General features: G+C 74.6%; 16 protein-coding genes. 13 read left to right on the forward strand and 3 right to left on the reverse strand.

What is annotated here, in order from left to right; translation table 11 throughout:
* Positions 1 to 11 precede the first annotated feature (11 nt).
* The 3 genes from GWJ10_RS08055 to GWJ10_RS08065 all read left to right on the forward strand — a co-directional run bounded on the left by GWJ10_RS08055 (position 12) and on the right by GWJ10_RS08065 (position 1,878).
* Positions 12 to 737, forward strand: a complete 726-nt coding sequence (locus GWJ10_RS08055; RefSeq protein ID WP_163186692.1) for a HEAT repeat domain-containing protein — start codon at positions 12 to 14, stop codon at positions 735 to 737.
* A 144-nt stretch (positions 738 to 881) separates the two neighbouring features.
* A complete protein-coding gene (locus tag GWJ10_RS08060; protein ID WP_163186694.1) occupies positions 882 to 1,517 on the forward strand; it encodes a sugar O-acetyltransferase in 636 nt (211 codons plus the stop codon).
* A gap of 25 nt (positions 1,518 to 1,542) precedes the next feature.
* Positions 1,543 to 1,878, forward strand: a complete 336-nt coding sequence (locus tag GWJ10_RS08065) for a YnfA family protein (RefSeq protein ID WP_163186696.1) — start codon at positions 1,543 to 1,545, stop codon at positions 1,876 to 1,878.
* 56 nt (positions 1,879 to 1,934) lie between these two features.
* On the opposite strand, the gene GWJ10_RS08070 is transcribed toward GWJ10_RS08065, so the two are convergent.
* Entirely contained in the window at positions 1,935 to 2,366 is a 432-nt protein-coding gene (locus tag GWJ10_RS08070) for a MerR family transcriptional regulator (protein ID WP_021483088.1), read from the reverse strand.
* A gap of 66 nt (positions 2,367 to 2,432) precedes the next feature.
* Here GWJ10_RS08070 and GWJ10_RS08075 point away from each other — a divergent pair, with 66 nt between their 5' ends.
* The 5 genes from GWJ10_RS08075 (at position 2,433) to GWJ10_RS08095 (ending at position 6,632) form a co-directional block, all read left to right on the forward strand.
* Positions 2,433 to 3,674, forward strand: a complete 1,242-nt coding sequence (locus GWJ10_RS08075; RefSeq protein WP_163186698.1) for an MFS transporter — start codon at positions 2,433 to 2,435, stop codon at positions 3,672 to 3,674.
* Between the two features lie 82 nt (positions 3,675 to 3,756).
* Positions 3,757 to 4,893, forward strand: coding sequence for an RDD family protein (locus tag GWJ10_RS08080; protein ID WP_163186700.1), 1,137 nt, complete (start codon positions 3,757 to 3,759; stop codon positions 4,891 to 4,893).
* 232 nt (positions 4,894 to 5,125) lie between these two features.
* Positions 5,126 to 5,389, forward strand: a complete 264-nt coding sequence (locus GWJ10_RS08085; RefSeq protein ID WP_163186702.1) for a hypothetical protein — start codon at positions 5,126 to 5,128, stop codon at positions 5,387 to 5,389.
* Positions 5,390 to 5,432: 43 nt separating this feature from the next.
* The gene (locus GWJ10_RS08090) at positions 5,433 to 6,215 is read left to right on the forward strand and encodes a deoxyribonuclease IV (protein WP_074804546.1); all 783 of its coding nucleotides are present in this window, start codon (positions 5,433 to 5,435) and stop codon (positions 6,213 to 6,215) included.
* Positions 6,216 to 6,218: 3 nt separating this feature from the next.
* Positions 6,219 to 6,632: a VOC family protein gene (locus GWJ10_RS08095; protein WP_206158371.1), complete on the forward strand. Its 414-nt coding sequence runs from the start codon at positions 6,219 to 6,221 to the stop codon at positions 6,630 to 6,632.
* A 76-nt stretch (positions 6,633 to 6,708) separates the two neighbouring features.
* Here GWJ10_RS08095 and GWJ10_RS08100 read toward each other — a convergent pair whose 3' ends face one another.
* Positions 6,709 to 7,260, reverse strand: coding sequence for a hypothetical protein (locus GWJ10_RS08100; protein WP_163186704.1), 552 nt, complete (start codon positions 7,258 to 7,260; stop codon positions 6,709 to 6,711).
* Positions 7,261 to 7,500: 240 nt separating this feature from the next.
* Between GWJ10_RS08100 and GWJ10_RS19820 the strand changes: the two genes are divergently transcribed.
* The 5 genes from GWJ10_RS19820 to GWJ10_RS08120 all read left to right on the forward strand — a co-directional run bounded on the left by GWJ10_RS19820 (position 7,501) and on the right by GWJ10_RS08120 (position 10,984).
* Positions 7,501 to 8,187, forward strand: a complete 687-nt coding sequence (locus GWJ10_RS19820) for a YceI family protein (RefSeq protein WP_241005714.1) — start codon at positions 7,501 to 7,503, stop codon at positions 8,185 to 8,187.
* A 20-nt stretch (positions 8,188 to 8,207) separates the two neighbouring features.
* A complete protein-coding gene (locus tag GWJ10_RS19825; RefSeq protein WP_269467723.1) occupies positions 8,208 to 8,714 on the forward strand; it encodes a sigma-70 family RNA polymerase sigma factor in 507 nt (168 codons plus the stop codon).
* A complete protein-coding gene (locus tag GWJ10_RS08110) occupies positions 8,711 to 9,430 on the forward strand; it encodes a zf-HC2 domain-containing protein (protein ID WP_163186706.1) in 720 nt (239 codons plus the stop codon). Before GWJ10_RS19825 ends, GWJ10_RS08110 begins: the two co-directional genes overlap by 4 nt.
* 175 nt (positions 9,431 to 9,605) lie before the next feature.
* A complete protein-coding gene (locus GWJ10_RS08115) occupies positions 9,606 to 10,724 on the forward strand; it encodes a glycosyltransferase family 2 protein (RefSeq protein WP_163186708.1) in 1,119 nt (372 codons plus the stop codon).
* A 95-nt stretch (positions 10,725 to 10,819) separates the two neighbouring features.
* The gene (locus GWJ10_RS08120) at positions 10,820 to 10,984 is read left to right on the forward strand and encodes a hypothetical protein (RefSeq protein WP_158097153.1); all 165 of its coding nucleotides are present in this window, start codon (positions 10,820 to 10,822) and stop codon (positions 10,982 to 10,984) included.
* A gap of 72 nt (positions 10,985 to 11,056) precedes the next feature.
* Here GWJ10_RS08120 and GWJ10_RS08125 read toward each other — a convergent pair whose 3' ends face one another.
* Positions 11,057 to 17,284, reverse strand: a complete 6,228-nt coding sequence (locus GWJ10_RS08125) for a DUF11 domain-containing protein (protein WP_163186710.1) — start codon at positions 17,282 to 17,284, stop codon at positions 11,057 to 11,059.
* Between the last annotated feature and the right edge of the window lie 88 nt (positions 17,285 to 17,372).

The following is a 17,372-nucleotide window of genomic DNA, read 5'->3' on the forward strand; positions in this document are numbered from 1 at the left end:
GCGTGGTCGGCATGACCGTGCGAGAGGAGCACCGGGCCGCGCTGCGCGCGCTCGACGGCGACCCGGCGGCGGTGCGCGCGCACCTCACCGCGGGGTCGGGGCTGCCGGGTCCGCGCGCGAACCTCGAGCTCCTGGGCGCGTTCGCCGACGTCGCGCCCGCCGAGCTCGTCCGCGCCCTGGCCGACGACCCCGACGAGTACCTCCGGTGCTGCGGGACGTGCGGGCTGGGCCGGCTCGTCGTCGCGGCCCCCACCGACGCGCGCGCGGAGCCGACCGACCGGCTGCGCGCCCGCGCGTCGGACGGGTCGTGGCGCGTCCGCGAGGCCGCCGCGATGGCGCTCCAACGGATCGGCGACGCCGAGCCCGCTACGCTCCGCGCGCTCGTCGCGTCGTGGGTCGCCGACCCCGACCCGCTGGTCCGCCGCGCCGCCGTCGCCGGGATCTGCGAGCCGCGACTCCTGCGAGACCCGGCGACCGCGACCGCCGCCCTGGACGCGTGCGCGGCCGCGACCGCCTCGATCGGCGCGCTCCCCGCCGACGCGCGCCGCGACCCCGACGTGCGCACGCTGCGCCAGGCCCTCGGGTACTGCTGGAGCGTCGCCGTCGTCGGTGACCCGGCCGCCGGTGTGCCGCGGTTCGCGGCGCTGCGCGGGTCGTCGGACCCGGACGTGGCGTGGGTCGTGCGCGAGAACGAGAAGAAGGCGCGCCTGCGCCGCGTCCTCGACCGCACGTCCTGACCGGGCGCCGGGAGCCGCCCCGGTCACGGCGTTCCGGGGCGGCCCGGCGACGGCGGCCCAGAGAGGTCGAGCCCGAGGAGTCTTGCGTCCCTTCGCGCGCGCCTATATGTTCAACCGAAATACTAATCACGACGAAGGAGTCCGATGAGCAGCACGACCGAGCCGACGACGAGGATGGCCGAGCTGGCCGCCACGGACGAGGACCTCCGCAGCCTGCTCTCCGGCGGGTGGCTGCGCTACCGCACGTCGCCCGCGCTGCAAGAGCTGACCCGCGACGCGCACGCGACGTGCGACCGCATCGGGCGCGTGTACTTCGAGGACGTCGACGAGGCACGCCGCCTCTTCCACCGGCTCGTCCCCGGCGCCGAGGAGGGGATCGACTTCCGCCCGCCGCTGACGATCGACTACGGCGACCGGCTGCTGATCGGCGCGCGCACCTTCATCAACGCCGACTTCATGGTCATCGGCGGCGGCCTCGTCACGATCGGCCCGGACTGCCTCATCGGCCCGCGCTGCTCGATCTACACGCCGAACCACGCCGAGGACGTCGTCCGTCGCCGCGAGGGCTGGGAGCGCCCCGAGCCCGTCACGATCGGGAGCAACGTGTGGATCGGCGGCTCGGTCACCCTCACGCCCGGCGTGACGATCGGCGACGACAGCATCATCGGGGCAGGGTCCGTGGTCACGCGGGACATCCCCGCGGGCGTCGTCGCGGTGGGGAACCCGTGCCAACCCGTCCGCGCGATCGCCGCGGACCGCGCGGAAAGCACCGCCCGCTGAGCAGCACGCCCCTACGCTGGCGCGCATGGACCTCGCGCGCTCGATCCCGCTGTTCGTGCTCGCTGCCCTGCTCGAGATCGGCGGGGCGTGGCTCGTGTGGCAGGGGCTGCGCGAGCACCGGGGCTGGCTGTGGATCGGGGCGGGCGTCGTCGCGCTCGGGCTCTACGGCGTCGTCGCGACGCTCCAGCCGGACGCGAGCTTCGGGCGCATCCTCGCCGCGTACGGCGGGGTGTTCGTCGCCGGCTCGCTCGCGTGGGGCATGGTCGTGGACGGCTTCCGCCCGGACCGCTGGGACGTGACCGGTGCGCTGCTGTGCCTCACCGGCGTCGCCGTCATCATGTACGCCCCACGCCCCGAGTGACCGAGGCCCCCCGCCCACGCCCTGCCCCTCCCCCGCCGTGCACGACGTTGCCGTCGCTATCCGGCGGAGGACGACAGCAACGTCGTGCTCGACGAGGCGCTCCCGGCGACGCGGTCCTCCGGGCGCTGGGCGAACGGGCGGATGCGGTCGAGGTAGTCGGCGATCGCCTCGCGGTTCTTCTCGAGGATGCGGATGCGGTCCTCCAGGCGCGCGAGCTCGGTCTCGAGGAGCGCGATCTTGTCCGGGTAGGCGTTGTGCAGGTGGATCTCCGGCGCGTTGCCGAGGCACGGCAGGAACTCCTTGATGATCTTCGTCGTGAACCCCACCTCGAGGAGCCCGCGGATCTGGAGCACGCGGTCGACGAGGTGCTCGCCGTACTCGCGGTAGCCGTTCTCGGCCCGCTCGGGCGTGAACAGGCCCTGCTCCTCGTAGTACCGCAGGAGTCGCGTCGGGGTCCCGGTGCGCCGTGACAGCTCGCCGATCCGCACGTGATCCTCCTCACCGGGTCGTGTCGCTTGACCTTCACATCAATGTCAGACATCGATGCTAACCCCATGTCCACGACGAGCACACCCCCCACCGGTCCCACGGCCGCCGCCGGCCCGGGCCCCACCTCGGCCGAAGCCCCGGCGGCCCCGGTGACCCGCAGCCCCGGCGCCCTGCCCGTCGGCGCGCTCCTCGCGCTCGCGGCGTCGGGGTTCCTCACGCTCCTCACCGAGATCCTCCCCGCGGGCGTGCTGCCCGCCATGGCCGCCGGCCTCGGCGTCGGGGCGGGAGCGGCCGGACAGACCGTCACCGCGTTCGCCGTCGGGGCGATCGTCGCCGCGATCCCGCTCACGCGCGCCACCGCGCGGTGGGACCGCCGCACGCTGCTCCTCGTGGCGGTCGCGGGGTTCGTCGTCGCGAACACCGTCACCGCGGTGTCGTCGTCGTTCGCGCTGACGCTCGTCGCGCGCTTCGCCGCGGGGCTCGTCGCCGGGCTGACGTGGGCGCTCCTGCCCGGGTACGTGCGCCGGATCGTGCCGGCGGACCGCGTCGGCCGCGCGATGACGATCGCCATGGCAGGCGGTCCGCTCGCCCTGACGCTCGGCGTCCCCGCCGGGGCCGTGCTGGGCGCCGCCGTCGGGTGGCGCTGGACGTTCGGCGTCCTCTCCGTCGTCGGGGTCGCGCTGCTCGCCTGGATCCGGCTCGGCGTCCCCGGCGCCGCGGGCACCCCGCGCGGCGCGCAGCTCGCGATCCGCGCCGTCCTCCCCCGCCCCGGCCTGCGGCCGGTGCTGCTCGTCGCCGGGCTCAACGTGCTCGCCAACACGTCCCTGTACACGTACGTCGCGGTCCACCTCGCGCACCTCGGCCAGGGCTCGCGCACCAGCGCGCTGCTCCTCGTCCTCGGCGCCGCGTCCGCCGGGGCGCTCGTGCTCGTCGGGGCGCTCATCGACCACCGCCTGCGCGCCCTCACCCTCGGGTCGGTCGTCGTCTTCGCCCTCGCGATGCTCGTGCTCGGCCTCGCCCCGACGTCGACCGTCGTCGTCGTGCTCGCCGTCGCCGCCTGGGGCGCCGCGTTCGGTGGCGCCGGGACGCTCTACACGACCGCCGCCGCCCGGGCCGCGGGCGACGGCGCCGACGTCGCGCAGTCCGCGCTCGTCACCGTGTGGAACACGTCCGTCGCGCTCGGCGGTGCCGTCGGCGGCGCGGCGCTCGCCGTCGCGGGCCCGGGCGGCCTCCCGTGGGTCTCCCTCGCGCTCATGGTCCCGGTGCTCGCGACCGTCGCCCGGGGCCGGCGGCACTCCTTCCGCTGAGACGACGGCCGAGCACGAGGCTGCTCCGCGTGCTCGGCGAGAGGGTGTGTTCAGCGGGAGCAGGGTGTGCCAGGATGCGCGCGTGGCCATCGATGCCCCGACCGGCAGGGGGCCGACGGAATCCGTCGGAGCCGGGAACCTCGACGACGCGCTCCCGGAGCTCGGACCCGCGCCCGGCCCCTACGCGAGCTGGTCGCGCCGGGTCGTCGCGTCGCTGCTCGACACCGCGATCGCCGCGACGGTGCTGTTCCTCGCCGTGGGGCCGGCCTACGAGGTCGCCTGGGTCCCGACGATCAGCTTCAGCACGAGCACGGAGACACCGGCGCCCGGCGGGACGTGGTGGGCCCTCGGGACCACGGCCGCGCTCCTCGCCCTCCAGGCCTGGACGGGCGCGACGCCCGGCAAGCAGACGGTGGGGATCGTCGTCGTGCACGACGCCACGGGTCGCCCCGCGGGTCTCGTGCGCACGGTCCTGCGGGACGTGGCGCACCTCCTCGACGCGCTGCTCTACATCGGTTTCCTCCGGCCCCTGTGGAACGCGCAGCGCCGCACGTTCGCCGACTCGCTGTGCAGCACGGTGGTGCTCCAGCGCGTCCGGCCGCCCGTCCCGTTCCTCGGCCCGGGCACCGGCGTGGGCGGCCCGACGCCGTCGCGCGTCGTGACCGGCGCGGCGACGCTCGCGGCGGTGGGCAGCGCCGTCTTCATGCTCGGCCCTGCCACGTCCACCAGCGGGGACGTGTGGACGTCGTCGTGCACGCCGCCCACGACCGCCCCCGCGCCGCTGCTCGTCGACGACGTCCAGGTGTCGAGCTGGTCGACGGCAGGCACCATGACGCGCTGGGGAGTGACCCGTACGACGCCCCTGCCGCCTGCGACCGGCACGGACGCCGGGTTCGACGCGAGGTTCGGCCTGGACCTCCCGGGCCCGACGCTCGCGGCCCCGCTGGACGGCGCGCTCGTCCTGCGCCTCGAGACGTGGCAGGGCGACGAGCTCGCGGAGCTCCGCTCGCCCTTCCACGTGGAGCCGACGCCGGACGGCGGGGTGTCGTGGGAGGCCGTCGGCCCCACACCGCCCGGTTCCGGTCTCGACACCGTCCACGTCCCGGCGGGGACGGTCGACCTGCTGCCGCAGGCCTGGCGCTGGGAGGCCTCGGTGGTCATCGACGGCGAGGAAGGCTCGCAGACGATCGCCACGTGCGGAGCCCGCGGCCCCTCCTGACCTGGCCCCCCGCTGCCGTCGAGCACGGGATCGGCGACCGGAATCGGGCTTCGGCGGTCGGGAACCCCGTGCTCGGCGCCGGGGTGGGGGCGCAACATGGCCGAAACGTTGAGGGCGAACGGGGGAAACGTCGCGGTCGCACGATGAGGGGGCGCCGGGCGGCGAGCCCGGCGCACCAGCATCGTCCCGACCCTCCGCCGCCCCGCGCGACGGAGTCCCCGAGGAGGCTCCCGTGCCGGACAACCGCCCGCTCTTCTCCGCACCGCCCGCCCCGACGTCGGCCGGCCCGACGTCGGCCGGCCCGACGACCACGACGGCGCACCGCGCGGCCGACCACGGCGCCGCGCCCGACCTCAACGTCCACGGCGAGCCGCGCCGCCGGGCGAACCCGGGCGACGAGCTCACGGTCGACCCGACCGACCGCCGTCGGCGCGCCCGCGCGGCGCTGCTCGACCTGCGCCGCGACGTCATCCGGAGGAGCTCGACCGGCTGGTGACGAGCGGCCGCGCGCGTGGGCGGCGCCGCGTAGGTTGGTCCCCATGCGGATCGGAGCCCACCTCGACCAGTCGGACGTCATCGCGCAGGCAGCGAGCATCGGCGCGGACGTCGCCCAGATCTTCCTCGGCGACCCCCAGTCCTGGAAGGGCCCGGAGTTCACGTTCCCGGGCGGCGCGGAGGCCCTCAAGGACGCCGCCGCGGCGGCGGACCTCGAGCTCGTCGTGCACGCGCCGTACGTCATCAACGTCGCGAGCCCCAACAACCGCATCCGCATCCCGAGCCGCAAGCTGCTCCAGCAGATCGTGGACGGCGCGGCGGCGGTCGGCGCGACGGGCGTCGTGGTCCACGGCGGGCACGTCACCGCGAAGGAGGACCCGGCGAAGGGCTTCGACAACTGGCGCAAGGCGATCGACGCGCTCCAGACGGACGTCACCGTGTACATCGAGAACACCGCCGGGGGCGACTTCTCGATGGCCCGCCGCCTCGACCGCATCGAGGGCCTGTGGGCGGCCGTGCAGCAGGCCGACGGCGCTGAGAACGTCGGGTTCTGCCTCGACACGTGCCACGCGTGGGCGGGCGGCATCGACCTCACGACGGCGGTCGACGACGTGCGCGCGATCACCGGTCGCGTCGACCTCGTGCACCTCAACAACAGCCGCGACACCGCGGGCTCCGGCGCCGACCGCCACGCCGGCCTCACGGCCGGGACGATCGACCCGGAGCTCCTGCTCGGGGTCGTGCGCGCCGCGGGCACGTCGGTCGTCTGCGAGACGCACGCCGACGTCCCGGCCGACGTCGCGTGGCTGCGCGAGCAGGTCGGCTGAGCCGTGGGAGACCCGCGCCCGCTGCGGCTCCGCAACGTCACCGTCGACGCGCGCGACCCGCGCGCGCTCGCGGAGTTCTACCGGCGCCTGACCGGCTGGGCGTACACGCCGGGCCACGAGGTCGCCGACCCGGCGGGCGACGACTGGCTCTCGCTCCAGGTCCCGGGCGGCGCGTCGCGCCTCGCGTTCCAGCGGTCCGACGCCGAGGTACGACCCTGGCCCGGCGGGGCGCGCGTGCACGTCGACCTCGACGTCCCCGACCTCGACGCGGCGCACGAGCACGCGCTCGCCTGCGGCGCGCGCCCGCTCACGGGCACGCCGGTGGACGAGGGCCACCCCGACGACCTGTTCCGCGTCTACGCGGACCCGGAGGGCCACCCGTTCTGCCTGAGCTCGCCGCCGCTCGACCACCCGTGAGGGGCCTGCGCAGGGCCGACCCGCGCGAGGCCGGTCCCCGCACGACCAGCCCGCGCGCGTCCCGCCGGCGCACCGGTCAGTAGCCCGACCCGGCGCCGGGGGCCGCGTCCATGATCTCGGTCCCGTCGGGAGCCACGACGTGCCAGACGCCGTTCACCCCCTGGCCGGTGACGTCGCCGGGGCCGGTGTCGGCCGCGTACGTGTAGACCGGGCGGCCGTCGACGGTCACCTGGAGCTCGCCGTCGACCCCGGTGATGGTGCCGACCTCGCCCGTCACGCCGTCGACCTCGGGGTCCGCGCTCGCCGCGTGGACGGCGGGCCACGCGGCGGCGCACTCGCCCTCGCACGCGCTCGTGCCCGAGCCCTTCGTGTCCTTGTCGTAGTAGTAGACGGTCATGCCCTGGCCGTCGACCACGACGGTCCCGAGCGAGGAGTCCGCCGTGCCGAGCGCGACGTCCGACGAGCCGTCGCCCGCCGAGCCGTCGGAGGTCGAGCCCGACGGGCTGGAGCCACCGCCCCCGTACAGTCCGCCTCCCCCGCCGGAGCACCCGGCGAGGGTGGCGGCGAGCAGGGCGGTGAGGGCCCAGGTGGTGGCGGCCGGGACACCGGTGGTCAGGGTGCGTCGCATGTCGACTCCTCGGAAGGACGGTCGGGGTCGCGAGCACGGCCCCTACTCTCACGACGGCGCGGCGCGCCGCGAGGTTCACCGGCCCGCCCGCGCGTCGGCCCGCACGCCCGTCCGGCGGCCCGTCCGACCGTCGGGCCCACCGCCCGGCCGCGTAGCGTCGACGGGCGCGGGTGAACCGATCGGGCCGCTGCCTCGTCTCCCAGGTGACGGAGTCGCAGAGGATGATCGGAAGGGGCAGACGTGCGCAGGAGGACGAAGGTGCTCGTAGGGGTCGGGGTCGGTGTCGTGGTGCTCGGCGGTGCGGCCGTCGCGTTCGGCCCGGGCCTGTACGCGGACTGGTCCAACCGCGCGGCGGCCGAGGAGCCGACGCTCGACGCGTCGTCGGGCGACGGCGCCGCGCTCGACCCGGCGGACCTGGCCGGCGCGTGGACGGTCGGGGACGGCTCGTACGCGGGGTACCGCGTGCACGAGGTGCTGCAGGGCGAGGACGTCACGGTGACCGGCCGGACCGACGAGGTCACGGGGTCGTTCACCGTCGCGGACGGCGCGCTCACCGCGGCGACGATCGAGGTCGACATGGCGAGCGTCGCGACCGACGAGCCGCCGCGCGACGCGTACTTCCGGGGCGACGCGCTCGAGGTCGGGACGTACCCGACCGCGACGTTCGAGCTGACGAGCCCCGTGGACCTGCCGACCGGGTCGGGCGACGTCGAGCTCGCGGGCGACCTGACGATCCACGGCGTGACGCAGGCCGTCACGGTCGAGGCGCAGGTCGGCCCAACCGCCGACGGCGTCCAGGTCGTCGGGAGCGTGCCGATCACGTTCTCCGACTTCGACGTGGAGGCGCCGAGCCTCGGGTTCGTCACGGTCGACGACGCGGGCAGCGTCGAGTTCGGCCTCGAACTCGTGCGGTCGGCCGGGTCGTGACCGACGGGGAGGTGCCGCGCGTGCGCGCCGACGCCGACGACCTGCTGCGGGCGGTCCACGCCGCGCACGGGCCGGCGCTGGAGCGCTACGTCGCGCGCCTCACCGACGACCCGGCGCAGGCGCAGGACGTGGTGCAGGAGACGCTGCTGCGCGCGTGGCGCCACCCCGAGGTGCTGGAGCGGCCGGAGGGGTCGGTGCGCGCGTGGCTCTTCACGGTGGCGCGCAACCTCGTCGTCGACGAGCTGCGCAGCGCCCACCACCGCCGCGAGCTCGCGAGCGCCGACGTGCCCGACCGCGGCGAGGCGGACGCGACCCAGGCCGTGCTCGACGCGTGGCTCGTCGCGGACGCGCTGGTCTCGCTCTCGCCGGAGCACCGGGCGGTCGTCGTCGACGCGTACTACCACGGGCGCTCCGTGGCCGAGATGGCGTCGGCGCACGGCGTCCCGCCCGGGACGGTGAAGTCCCGCATGCACTACGCGCTCCGCGCGCTGAGGCTCGCGCTGCAGGAGAAGGGAGTCTCGTCATGACCGCTACCCCGGACCCGTACCGCGAGTGGGACGCCGCCTACGTGCTGGGCGCGCTCAGCCCGCGCGACCGGCGCGCGTTCGAGCAGCACCTCGCGACGTGCGCGGCGTGCCGCGAGGCCGTCGCGGAGCTCGCGGGCATGCCGGGCATCCTCGGCATGCTCACGGCCGAGCACGCGGACGCGCTCGTGGACGACGCGCGCACCGACCACCCGGCCGAGGCGTCCGGCGGGGCGGGGGGCGCCGTCGTGCCGCTCGCGGTGGTGGCCGCGAGCGCCCGGCGCCGCCGCACCCGACGGCGGTCGCTCCTGTCCGTGGCGGCGGTGGGTCTGGTCGTCGCGGGCGCCGCGGGCGGCGCGGCGGTAACGCGGTCCGACGACGTCCCGCCCCCCGCGACGTCCGGCACGACCCAGGTCGCGCTCGAGCCGGTCGGGGGTGCGGACGTGCGCGCCGAGCTCACGCTCACCCCGGCCTCGTGGGGCACGCGCCTCGACTGGTCGTGCTCGTACCCGGCCGGGGTCTGGGAGGACGGCGCGACGTACGAGCTCGTGCTCGTGGACGACGACGGCACGCGCTCGGTCGTGGCCACGTGGTCCTCGACGGAGGCGGGGAGCTCGTCGGGCCTGGGCGCGTCGTCGGCGGTGCCGGTGGACGGGATCGCGCGGCTCGAGCTCGGGGTCGTGGGGGTGGACGGCGCGCTCGCGGCCGCCGACGTCTGACCGCGTCCGCGCCGCGAGGGCGGCGCGAACCTCAGGAATTCCTCTGCTTGAACTCTCAATCAGATTTCCGGAACGCTGAGCCAGACCTCGCCGACCGCTGCGCCACCCCCGGGGGAACGCTGAGGCGACCGCCCGAGGCTCCTTGTCGACAGCACTCGTCGACCTGGAGCCTCCGGTGAACACCACTGCCCCGCACACCCCCCGCCACCGCGCCGAGGCGGCCGCCCGTCCCGCGGACGGGCCCGCCGTGCGCGTCGTCGTCGTCATCCCCGCCCACGACGAGGAGCAGGCGCTCCCCGCCACCGTCGCCTCGCTCGCGGCCCAGACGCGCCGCCCCGACCGGGTGCTCGTCGTCTCGGACAACAGCACGGACGCGACCGTCGCGGTCGCCCGCGCCGCCGGCGCGGACGTCATGGAGACCGTGGGCAACACGGCCCGCAAGGCGGGGGCGCTCAACCAGGCGATCGCGACCACGACGGAGGACGTCGTCATGGTCCTCGACGCGGACACCACGATCGCCCCGACGTTCGTCGAGGAAGGGTTCGCCGTCCTCGCCTCGGCGCCCGAGGTCGCCGCGGTCGGCGGCGTGTTCCGCGGGCGGCCGCCGCAGGGCTACCTGCAGCACTGCCAGGCCAACGAGTACACGCGCTACGGCGTGCAGGTGGACCTCACCGGCCGCACGGCCGTGCTCACCGGGACCGCCGCGCTCGTGCGCCGCACCGCGCTCCAGGAGGTGGCCGACGCCCGCGGCTCGGTCCTGCCCGGCGAGCGCGGCGACGTGTACGACCGGCACGCGATCACCGAGGACTCCGAGCTCACCCTCGCGCTGCGCACGCTCGGCCACGAGCTGCGCTCCCCCGTCACCATGAGCTGCACGACCGAGCTCATGCCGACGGCCGGCGATCTGCACCGGCAGCGCGTCCGCTGGTACAAGGGGATGCTCGACAACCTCGCCGAGTACGGGCTCACGCGCACCACGTGGCGCTACGTCGGCCAGCAGGTGATGCTCGCCGTCGGCACGCTCATGATGGCGGCCTACCTGCTCCTCACGGCCGTCACCCTCGTGACGGGGACCTTCACGCTGTCCCCGCTGTGGGCGGCCGTCGGGCTCGTGTTCGCCGCGGAGCGCCTCGTCACCGTCTGGGGCGCCGGGCGGCGCGCGCGGCTGCTGGCCGCGCTCGTGCTGCCGGAGCTCCTCTACGACCTCGCCCTGCAGCGCGCGTTCCTGCACGCCGCAGCGCTGTTCGTCACGCGGCGCCAGACGACGTGGAACCACGTCGCCGCCACCGCCTGACCCTCACCCCTCCCCTCCCCTCGCCGACCCGCCCGCCGCGCACGCGACCGGGACGTCCTCGGCATGCCCTCACCCGTCCCGGAAGGACAGCAGCCATGTACAACTCGACCCTCGCCCAGACCGCCCCCGTCCTCGCCGTCACCGGCGTCGCGACCGCGTTCCACGTCGTCGCGGCCTGGACGCTCCTCGTCGCGGGCCTCGCGCTCGTCACGACGGCGCGCGTCCTGCGCCGTCGGGCCGCCGCCCGCGCGCAGCGCTGAGAGACGGCTGACGAACAGCCCTGCCCACGACCGGTGGGGACGGTCGTGGGCAGGGCCTTCCTCGTCGCGCCGTCAGCCGACGGCGTTCCGGCGCCGGGCCGCGGCCAGGGCCAGGAGGCCGAGGAGCAGCAGGAGCGCTGCCGCGCCGGCGACCCACGCCAGCGTCGCGCCGGTCGTGGCCAGCGACCCGCCGGGCTTGCCCGGCGTGCCCGGGTCGCCGGGTCGGTCAGGCGTCGCGCACGCCTGGGCGGCGTCGGTCAGCCCGTTGTGCCCGATCCCGGCGGTGTTCGCGAACCCGCCGCTGCCGTCGGAGCCCGGCTCGGGGCAGGTGAACGTCGTGTCGTCCACCTGCTCCGTGTCGAGGGTCGCGACGACCTCCACCCGGTAGGTGTGGACCGCGCCCGCGGCGAGGCTCACACCGGTCGCCACGACGTTGGCCGGGTCGCCCGGCGCGCCCTGGCCCGTCCACGAGCCCGACGGCGTGACGCCGTCGGGCGCCGAGGTGACCGTCGCGCTGCGGACCTCGATGCCGGCGCCGTAGCGCAGGCGGTCGGTGAGGTCGTAGACCCCGGCGGCGGCGCCGTCGTTCGTGGCGGTGACGGTGTAGGCCACCGTCCACGACCCGTCGGGACCCTTGACCGGCGCGCCGTCCGTCGACTTGGTGATGTCGACGGAGGGCACGGGGGCGCAGTCGGTGTCGGTCTGCGTCCCGCCCGTCTCGTCCGTGAGCGTCGCCGCGTTGTTCAGCCCCTGCTCGGTGAGGTCGCCCCCGGGAGCCGCGGTGCACGCGGGCGAGCCCGTGCCGTCGTCCTCCACGTCCGTGAAGTGCAGCGGCACGCCGGCGACCACGGTGACGCGGTAGACGTGCGGGGCGTACCCCTCGTCGTCCAGGCCGCCGATCACGACGTCGGTGGCGATCCGCCGGTCGGTGTCGCCGTCGAACCCGTCGTTCAGGGTGACGCCGTCCGGACCGGTCACCGCGACCGAGTCGACGGTGATGACCGGGGCGAAGAGCAGCTCGTCGTCCAGGTCGTAGGTCGTGGCCTCCCCGCCGACGTTGCCGACGGTGAGGTCGTAGACGACCTCCCACGTCCCGTCGCCGGTCGGTCGAGCGGAGACCAGCGCCTTGTCGAGGGTGGGCTTGCCCGGACGCACGCACTCCTCGTCCTGCCCTGGGATGCCGTTCCAGTCCACGGCCGCGACGTTGTTCAGCCCGCCGGGCACCGTGCCACCGTCCGTGGTGCACACGTCCGTGTCCGGGATCTCGACATCGGACAGGTCCGCCGCGTACCGCACCGTGACCGTGTAGGTGTGCACGACCGGGCCCGTGCCGGCACCCGCGATGGGCTGACCGGTCACGATCCGGACGTCCTCGAGGCCGTCGAAGCCCTCGTTGACGCCCACAGACTCCGGCGCGTCGGTGACGACACCCTGGACACCGACGACCGTCACGCCCTCGCCCGGCGCGAGCGTGTCGTCCAGGTCGTAGACCCCGGCACCCGGGCCCCGGTTGGTCACCGTGACCTCGTACACCACGTCGTACACGCCGTCCTCGCCCTCGACCGGCGTCACCGCACCCGAGAGGGACTTGGTGATGTCGAGGAGCGGGAGGGTGGCGCACACGTCGTCGTCCTGCGTCTCGCCGTTGTGCGTCAGCGTGCCGGCGTTGGCGAGACCACCGGTCTCACCGGACCCCGGCTCGGGGCACGCGAGCGTGTCCGGCGTGACCGTCGCGGCATCGAGCGAGACCACGACCTGCACCTGATAGGTGTGCGTCGCACCGGCCTCGAGCGTGGCCGCCGTGGCGACCACGTTCTCCTCCGAGCCTGCCTCGCCCTGACCGGTCCAGCCCGCGTTCGGCTCGACGCCCTCCGGCGCCGTGGCGACCGCCGCCGACTCGACGACGATGCCCTCGCCGTAGAGCAGCTGGTCCACGAGGTCGTAGTCGCCCGCGGTCTGGCCGGTGTTGGTGGCGACCAGGTCGTAGGTGATGGTCCACGTCCCGTCACCGTTGCCCGTCGGGCCCGCCGAGATCGACTTCTCGATGCCGATCAGCGGCAGCGACGCGCACACGCCGTCCTCGGCCACGATCCCGTTGTGGTCCAGGCTCGCCGAGTTCGCCAGACCACCGTCCGCACCCGACCCGGGCGGCGGGCACTGCAGGTCTGCCGGGTCGATCGTGGCCTCGTCCATCTGGACCGTGACCTCGACCTGGTAGGTGTGCGACGCGCCCGCGGCGAGCTCGACGCCGGACGCCACGAGGTTCTCCGGTGCGGCGTTCTCCGCACCCAGGCCGGTCCACCCCGCGTTCGTCTCGACCCCGTCCGGGGCCGCGGTGACCGCGGCGTCGACGATCTCGATGCCGTCGCCGTAGTGCAGGCGGTCGAACACGTCGTACTCGCCCGACTCGCCGCCGACGTTCTCGGCCACGACGTCGTAGACGATCGTCCAGGTCCCGTCGCCGTTCGGTGTCGGGCCCGCGCTGATCGACTTGTCCACGACGATGTACGCGATCGCCACGCACGCCGTCGCGTCGTCGGTCAGGTCGTTGTGCTCGACCGTCGCCGCGTTCGACAGGCCGCCCGGAGAAGCTCCGGGCTCGGCCGAGCACGGCGTGATCACCGGCGCGCCCTCGACGCCCTCGGCGATCCCCAGCACGACCTCGACCTGGTAGGTGTGCGTCCCGCCCGCGGGCAGGACGACGCCGGAGGCGATGACGTTCTCCGGGGCGCCCTCGGCACCCAGGCCCGTCCACGCCGCGTTCGGCGTCACACCGTCCGGGGCGGTGACGACGGCGCCCGAGCGGACCTCGAGGTCACCGTCGGCCGTCATCCGGTCCGTCACCTCGTAGGTGCCGTCCGCAGCGCCCGCGTTCGTCGCGACGACGTCGTAGGTCACCGTCCACGTCCCGTCACCGTTCGGCGTCGGGCCGGCGGAGACCGTCTTCGCGATGTCGATCGACGGGATCGGCGCGCACGCCTGGTCCTCCTCCGTCTCGCCCTCCGGGCCGGTCAGCCCGGAGGTGTTGTTGAACCCCTGGTCCGCGTCGGACCCCTCAGCGGGGCAGGCGGTCGGTGCGTCAGCGCCGGAGCCGGCGCCGTCGAGCTGCAGCGGCACGTCGGCGAGGACGGTGACGCGGTAGACGTGCGGGGCGTAGCCCTCGTCGTCGTTCCCGGCCAGCGGCACGTCTGCCGCGACCAGGGTGTTGCCCTGGCCGTCCCACGCCGGGTCGGCGAGGACGACGCCGTCGGGCGCCTGCGTCACCGTCGCGGAGACGATCGTCGCCTGGTCCGTGAAGTGCAGCGCGTCCGTCAGGGAGTAGGTGGTCGACGGGGTCTGCGTGTTCGACACGACGACCTCGTACACGACCTCCCACCGGCCGTCGCCGACCGGGGTGGCCGAGACGACCTCCTTGGTGTGCGTCGGCGTACCGACGACGACGAACCCGGCCGGGTCGCAGTTGATCGTGGGCTCGACGCCCGAGTCCGCCGGCACGTCCGCGTCCGCGCACGCCGTGTTCACGACGGAGTCGGCGACGGGCTCGGTGAGCTCGATCTCGAACTCGTGGCTCTCGGTCGCTCCCGGGGCGAGGGACTCGATCGTGAACGACCCCAGCTCGGGCTGCAGGTCGTCGGAGACCGCGACGTTCGTCAGCGTCCCCTGACCCGTGTTCTCCACGACGATCCGGTAGCGGACCGTGTCGCCGACGCGGAACCGCGGGTAGTCCAGCGGGTCGTTCGCGTCGCGCCACTCGCCGTCCGCGTCCTGCACGTACTTCTTCAGCGACGCCGAGTAGTAGTTCGCGATGGAGGTCGACGCCGACGTGCGCATGACGAGGCGCGTGTTCTCCGCACGGCCCTGCGCGCGGTTCACGAGGACGTCGCCACCGACCATGCCGTCGGTCACGACCGGGACGTCGAGCGTCAGCTCGCCCCGCGCCGCGAGGGCGCCGGTGATGACGCGCACCGCGGTGGCGTCGGGGGTGTACGTGGTGCTCCACCCGACGGTGTTGCCGGTGGTGCTGCCCGCCGAGCCGTTCGTGGCGTCGGCCGGGTCGTCGGTGAGCGTCGCCGGGTCGGCGGTCGTGTAGTAGACGGTCCCCCCGACCGAGGAGGTCACCGGGCCGTCGAGCCGGTACGAGCCCGAGAACGCGGTCCCGCGGCCGTCACCCACGTACGGGAGGATGTCGATCACGTCGACGAACTCCTGCGGGAGGGGATCCTCGGAGCGCACCAGCACGGTCCACGAGCCCGCGCCCGCGCCGTCGCCGGCGAGGTTGGGGATGAACGCCTGGTCCGCCGTCTTGATGATCCTGGTCAGCCCGGACTCGTTGACCACGACCGTCGCGGTCGCGGAGTCCGACTGCACGCCCTCGGCCGAGGCGGTGACGGTGTTGACCAGCCGCTCACCGCCGGCGACGTCGTCGGGGTACGTCACCTGGTAGGACAGCGACTGCGGAGTGTTCGTGGGCACCCCGTCGAGGGTCCACGTGAGGACCTGCTGACCGGAGCCGTTCGTCGTAGCGACCGGTTCAGGGCTCGACGAGCCCGGGACGTACGTCGTGCCGAGCGGCAGCGTGTCCACGAGCTGGTAGTCGTCCACGGTGGGCGCGACCGCGCCCGTCCCGTTCGCGGCGTAGCTCAGCGTGTAGGTCGCCTGCCCGCCCGGGTCGACGGTCGTCGGCAGGACCGACTTCGCCACGTCCGGCGTGACGCCGACGATCCGCACGATGTCACGACCGCCCACCGTGTACGGGTAGCGCGCGTCCGGGGTCAGCGTCGCGGACGGCCCGGCGTCGGCCGGTGAGGTCGAACGGGCCGGGTTCACCCAGGCGTTCGTCGCGGACGAGGGGTTGATGTACGACCCCCAGCTCCACACGTCCTGGCCGACGGCGGCGGTGGGCAGGAGCTGCTGCGTCACCTGCAGGACGAGAGTGCGCTGCCATCGAGCGGCCGTCATCGAGTAGGTGGCCCGGACCGCCTTGACGGTCGACAGGTCCGCGGGGCGGGTGGTGGTCCAGCCGGTCGTCCCGTCGCACGTGAACGCGTTCGGGTTGTAGGACCCGCTCGCCGGGTCCACGAGCGCCGAGGTGCCGACGTAGTAGGCCACGGGCAGGCCGGCCGGCTCACCCGTCGTCCCGTCGTCGAAGCGGGTGAGTGCGCCCGTGAACTCGACGTACCGCGTGTCCAGCACCTGGCACAGGCCGCCCTGGGTGGAGCTCTGGTTCTGGACGTTCGGGTAGAGCACGCGGACCGCCGAGCCGAGCTCCGACTCCGGGGCGACCCGGTAGGTGTCGCTCCACACGCTCGCGCTCGACCCCGTGTAGGAAGGCTGCCACGCGTGCGACCAGACACCCGTCGTCCAGTTCTTCGCCGTGGTGTTGTTCGCGGGGTCGTCGTTCGCTGTCTGCCCGTCGACCGCGGTGTAGGTCGGCGCACTGGACGTGACCGAGATCTGCCCTGCGCCCGCCGTCGTGACGACCCGCAGCTGGATCTGCCCGGACGCGACCGCGAAGCGGTCCGTCGGCAGCGGGTTCCCGGCCGAGTCCGTCGTCGGCACCTGCGCGTGGCTGTAGTCGATCCCGGCCAGCGTCAGCGTGTACGACGTCGAGCTGTTGCGCGTGAGCGTGCAGGACCCGACCGACGGCGCCACCTGGCTCGCGTCGTGCGTCCCGCCCGACCACGGGTGGCCGGTCGCCGCCCCGCTCGTGAACGCCGAGCACGCCTGCGGCCCGACCTGCGTGACCGCGCCGAGGCTGTTGGACACCGTGAGGTTGTAGGAGACGGGGTCCTGACCCGCGGGGCTGTTCGTCCCGTGGAACAGCGTCCAGTTGAACAGGAAGTCGCGGGAGGTGTCGTTTCGCGTGCTCCCGGAGACGCTCTCCACCCAGTGGATGTCCTGCACGAACCCGTTCTGCACGGGCAGCTCGGGCAGCGACGTCTGCTGGTCGGCGATCGTCGCGCCCGCGCTCACGGTCTCTCCGGTCACGGCCGTCACGCGCATCGGCGTCGTCAGCGAGAACGCCGTGCCCTCGGTCTGCGTCCCGACGTTGCAGACGAGCGTCGAACCGTCTTCGGAGACGCTCGACGCGGGGTCCACGCCGTCCACGAGGCACGCGGGCGGGAGCGCGTCGAACACCGCGCCCTGCGCCGTGATCGTCACCGTGACGTTCTCCACCGGCGCGTTGCCGGGGGCCGCCGCGTCGTCGTTGAGGTTGAACCACCACTCCGCCGAGACCGCGTCACCGGTCTCGAGCGTCGCGGGCGTGGAGTCGGCCCAGGACCCCTCGAGCTCGTACACGGTCGCCGCCGTCGCGGGCAGCGCCGCAGCCGTGAGCCCCGCGCCTCCCAGGACCAGGGCCGTGACGCCACCGATCAGGCGACGTGCA

Origin of the sequence: Cellulosimicrobium sp. SL-1 (assembly GCF_011033075.1) — a bacterium.
Classification (GTDB): Bacteria; Actinomycetota; Actinomycetes; order Actinomycetales; family Cellulomonadaceae; genus Cellulosimicrobium; species Cellulosimicrobium funkei.

What these genes read in the sequence shown, in the direction of transcription:
- GWJ10_RS08055 (WP_163186692.1), top strand. Translation starts at nt 12, where the DNA reads ATGACCGTGCGAGAGGAGCACCGGGCCGCGCTGCGCGCGCTCGACGGC.
- GWJ10_RS08060 (WP_163186694.1), top strand. Translation starts at nt 882, where the DNA reads ATGAGCAGCACGACCGAGCCGACGACGAGGATGGCCGAGCTGGCCGCC.
- GWJ10_RS08065 (WP_163186696.1), top strand. Translation starts at nt 1,543, where the DNA reads ATGGACCTCGCGCGCTCGATCCCGCTGTTCGTGCTCGCTGCCCTGCTC.
- GWJ10_RS08075 (WP_163186698.1), top strand. Translation starts at nt 2,433, where the DNA reads ATGTCCACGACGAGCACACCCCCCACCGGTCCCACGGCCGCCGCCGGC.
- GWJ10_RS08090 (WP_074804546.1), top strand. Translation starts at nt 5,433, where the DNA reads ATGCGGATCGGAGCCCACCTCGACCAGTCGGACGTCATCGCGCAGGCA.
- GWJ10_RS08100 (WP_163186704.1), bottom strand. Translation starts at nt 7,260, where the DNA reads ATGCGACGCACCCTGACCACCGGTGTCCCGGCCGCCACCACCTGGGCC.
- GWJ10_RS08110 (WP_163186706.1), top strand. Translation starts at nt 8,711, where the DNA reads ATGACCGCTACCCCGGACCCGTACCGCGAGTGGGACGCCGCCTACGTG.
- GWJ10_RS08120 (WP_158097153.1), top strand. Translation starts at nt 10,820, where the DNA reads ATGTACAACTCGACCCTCGCCCAGACCGCCCCCGTCCTCGCCGTCACC.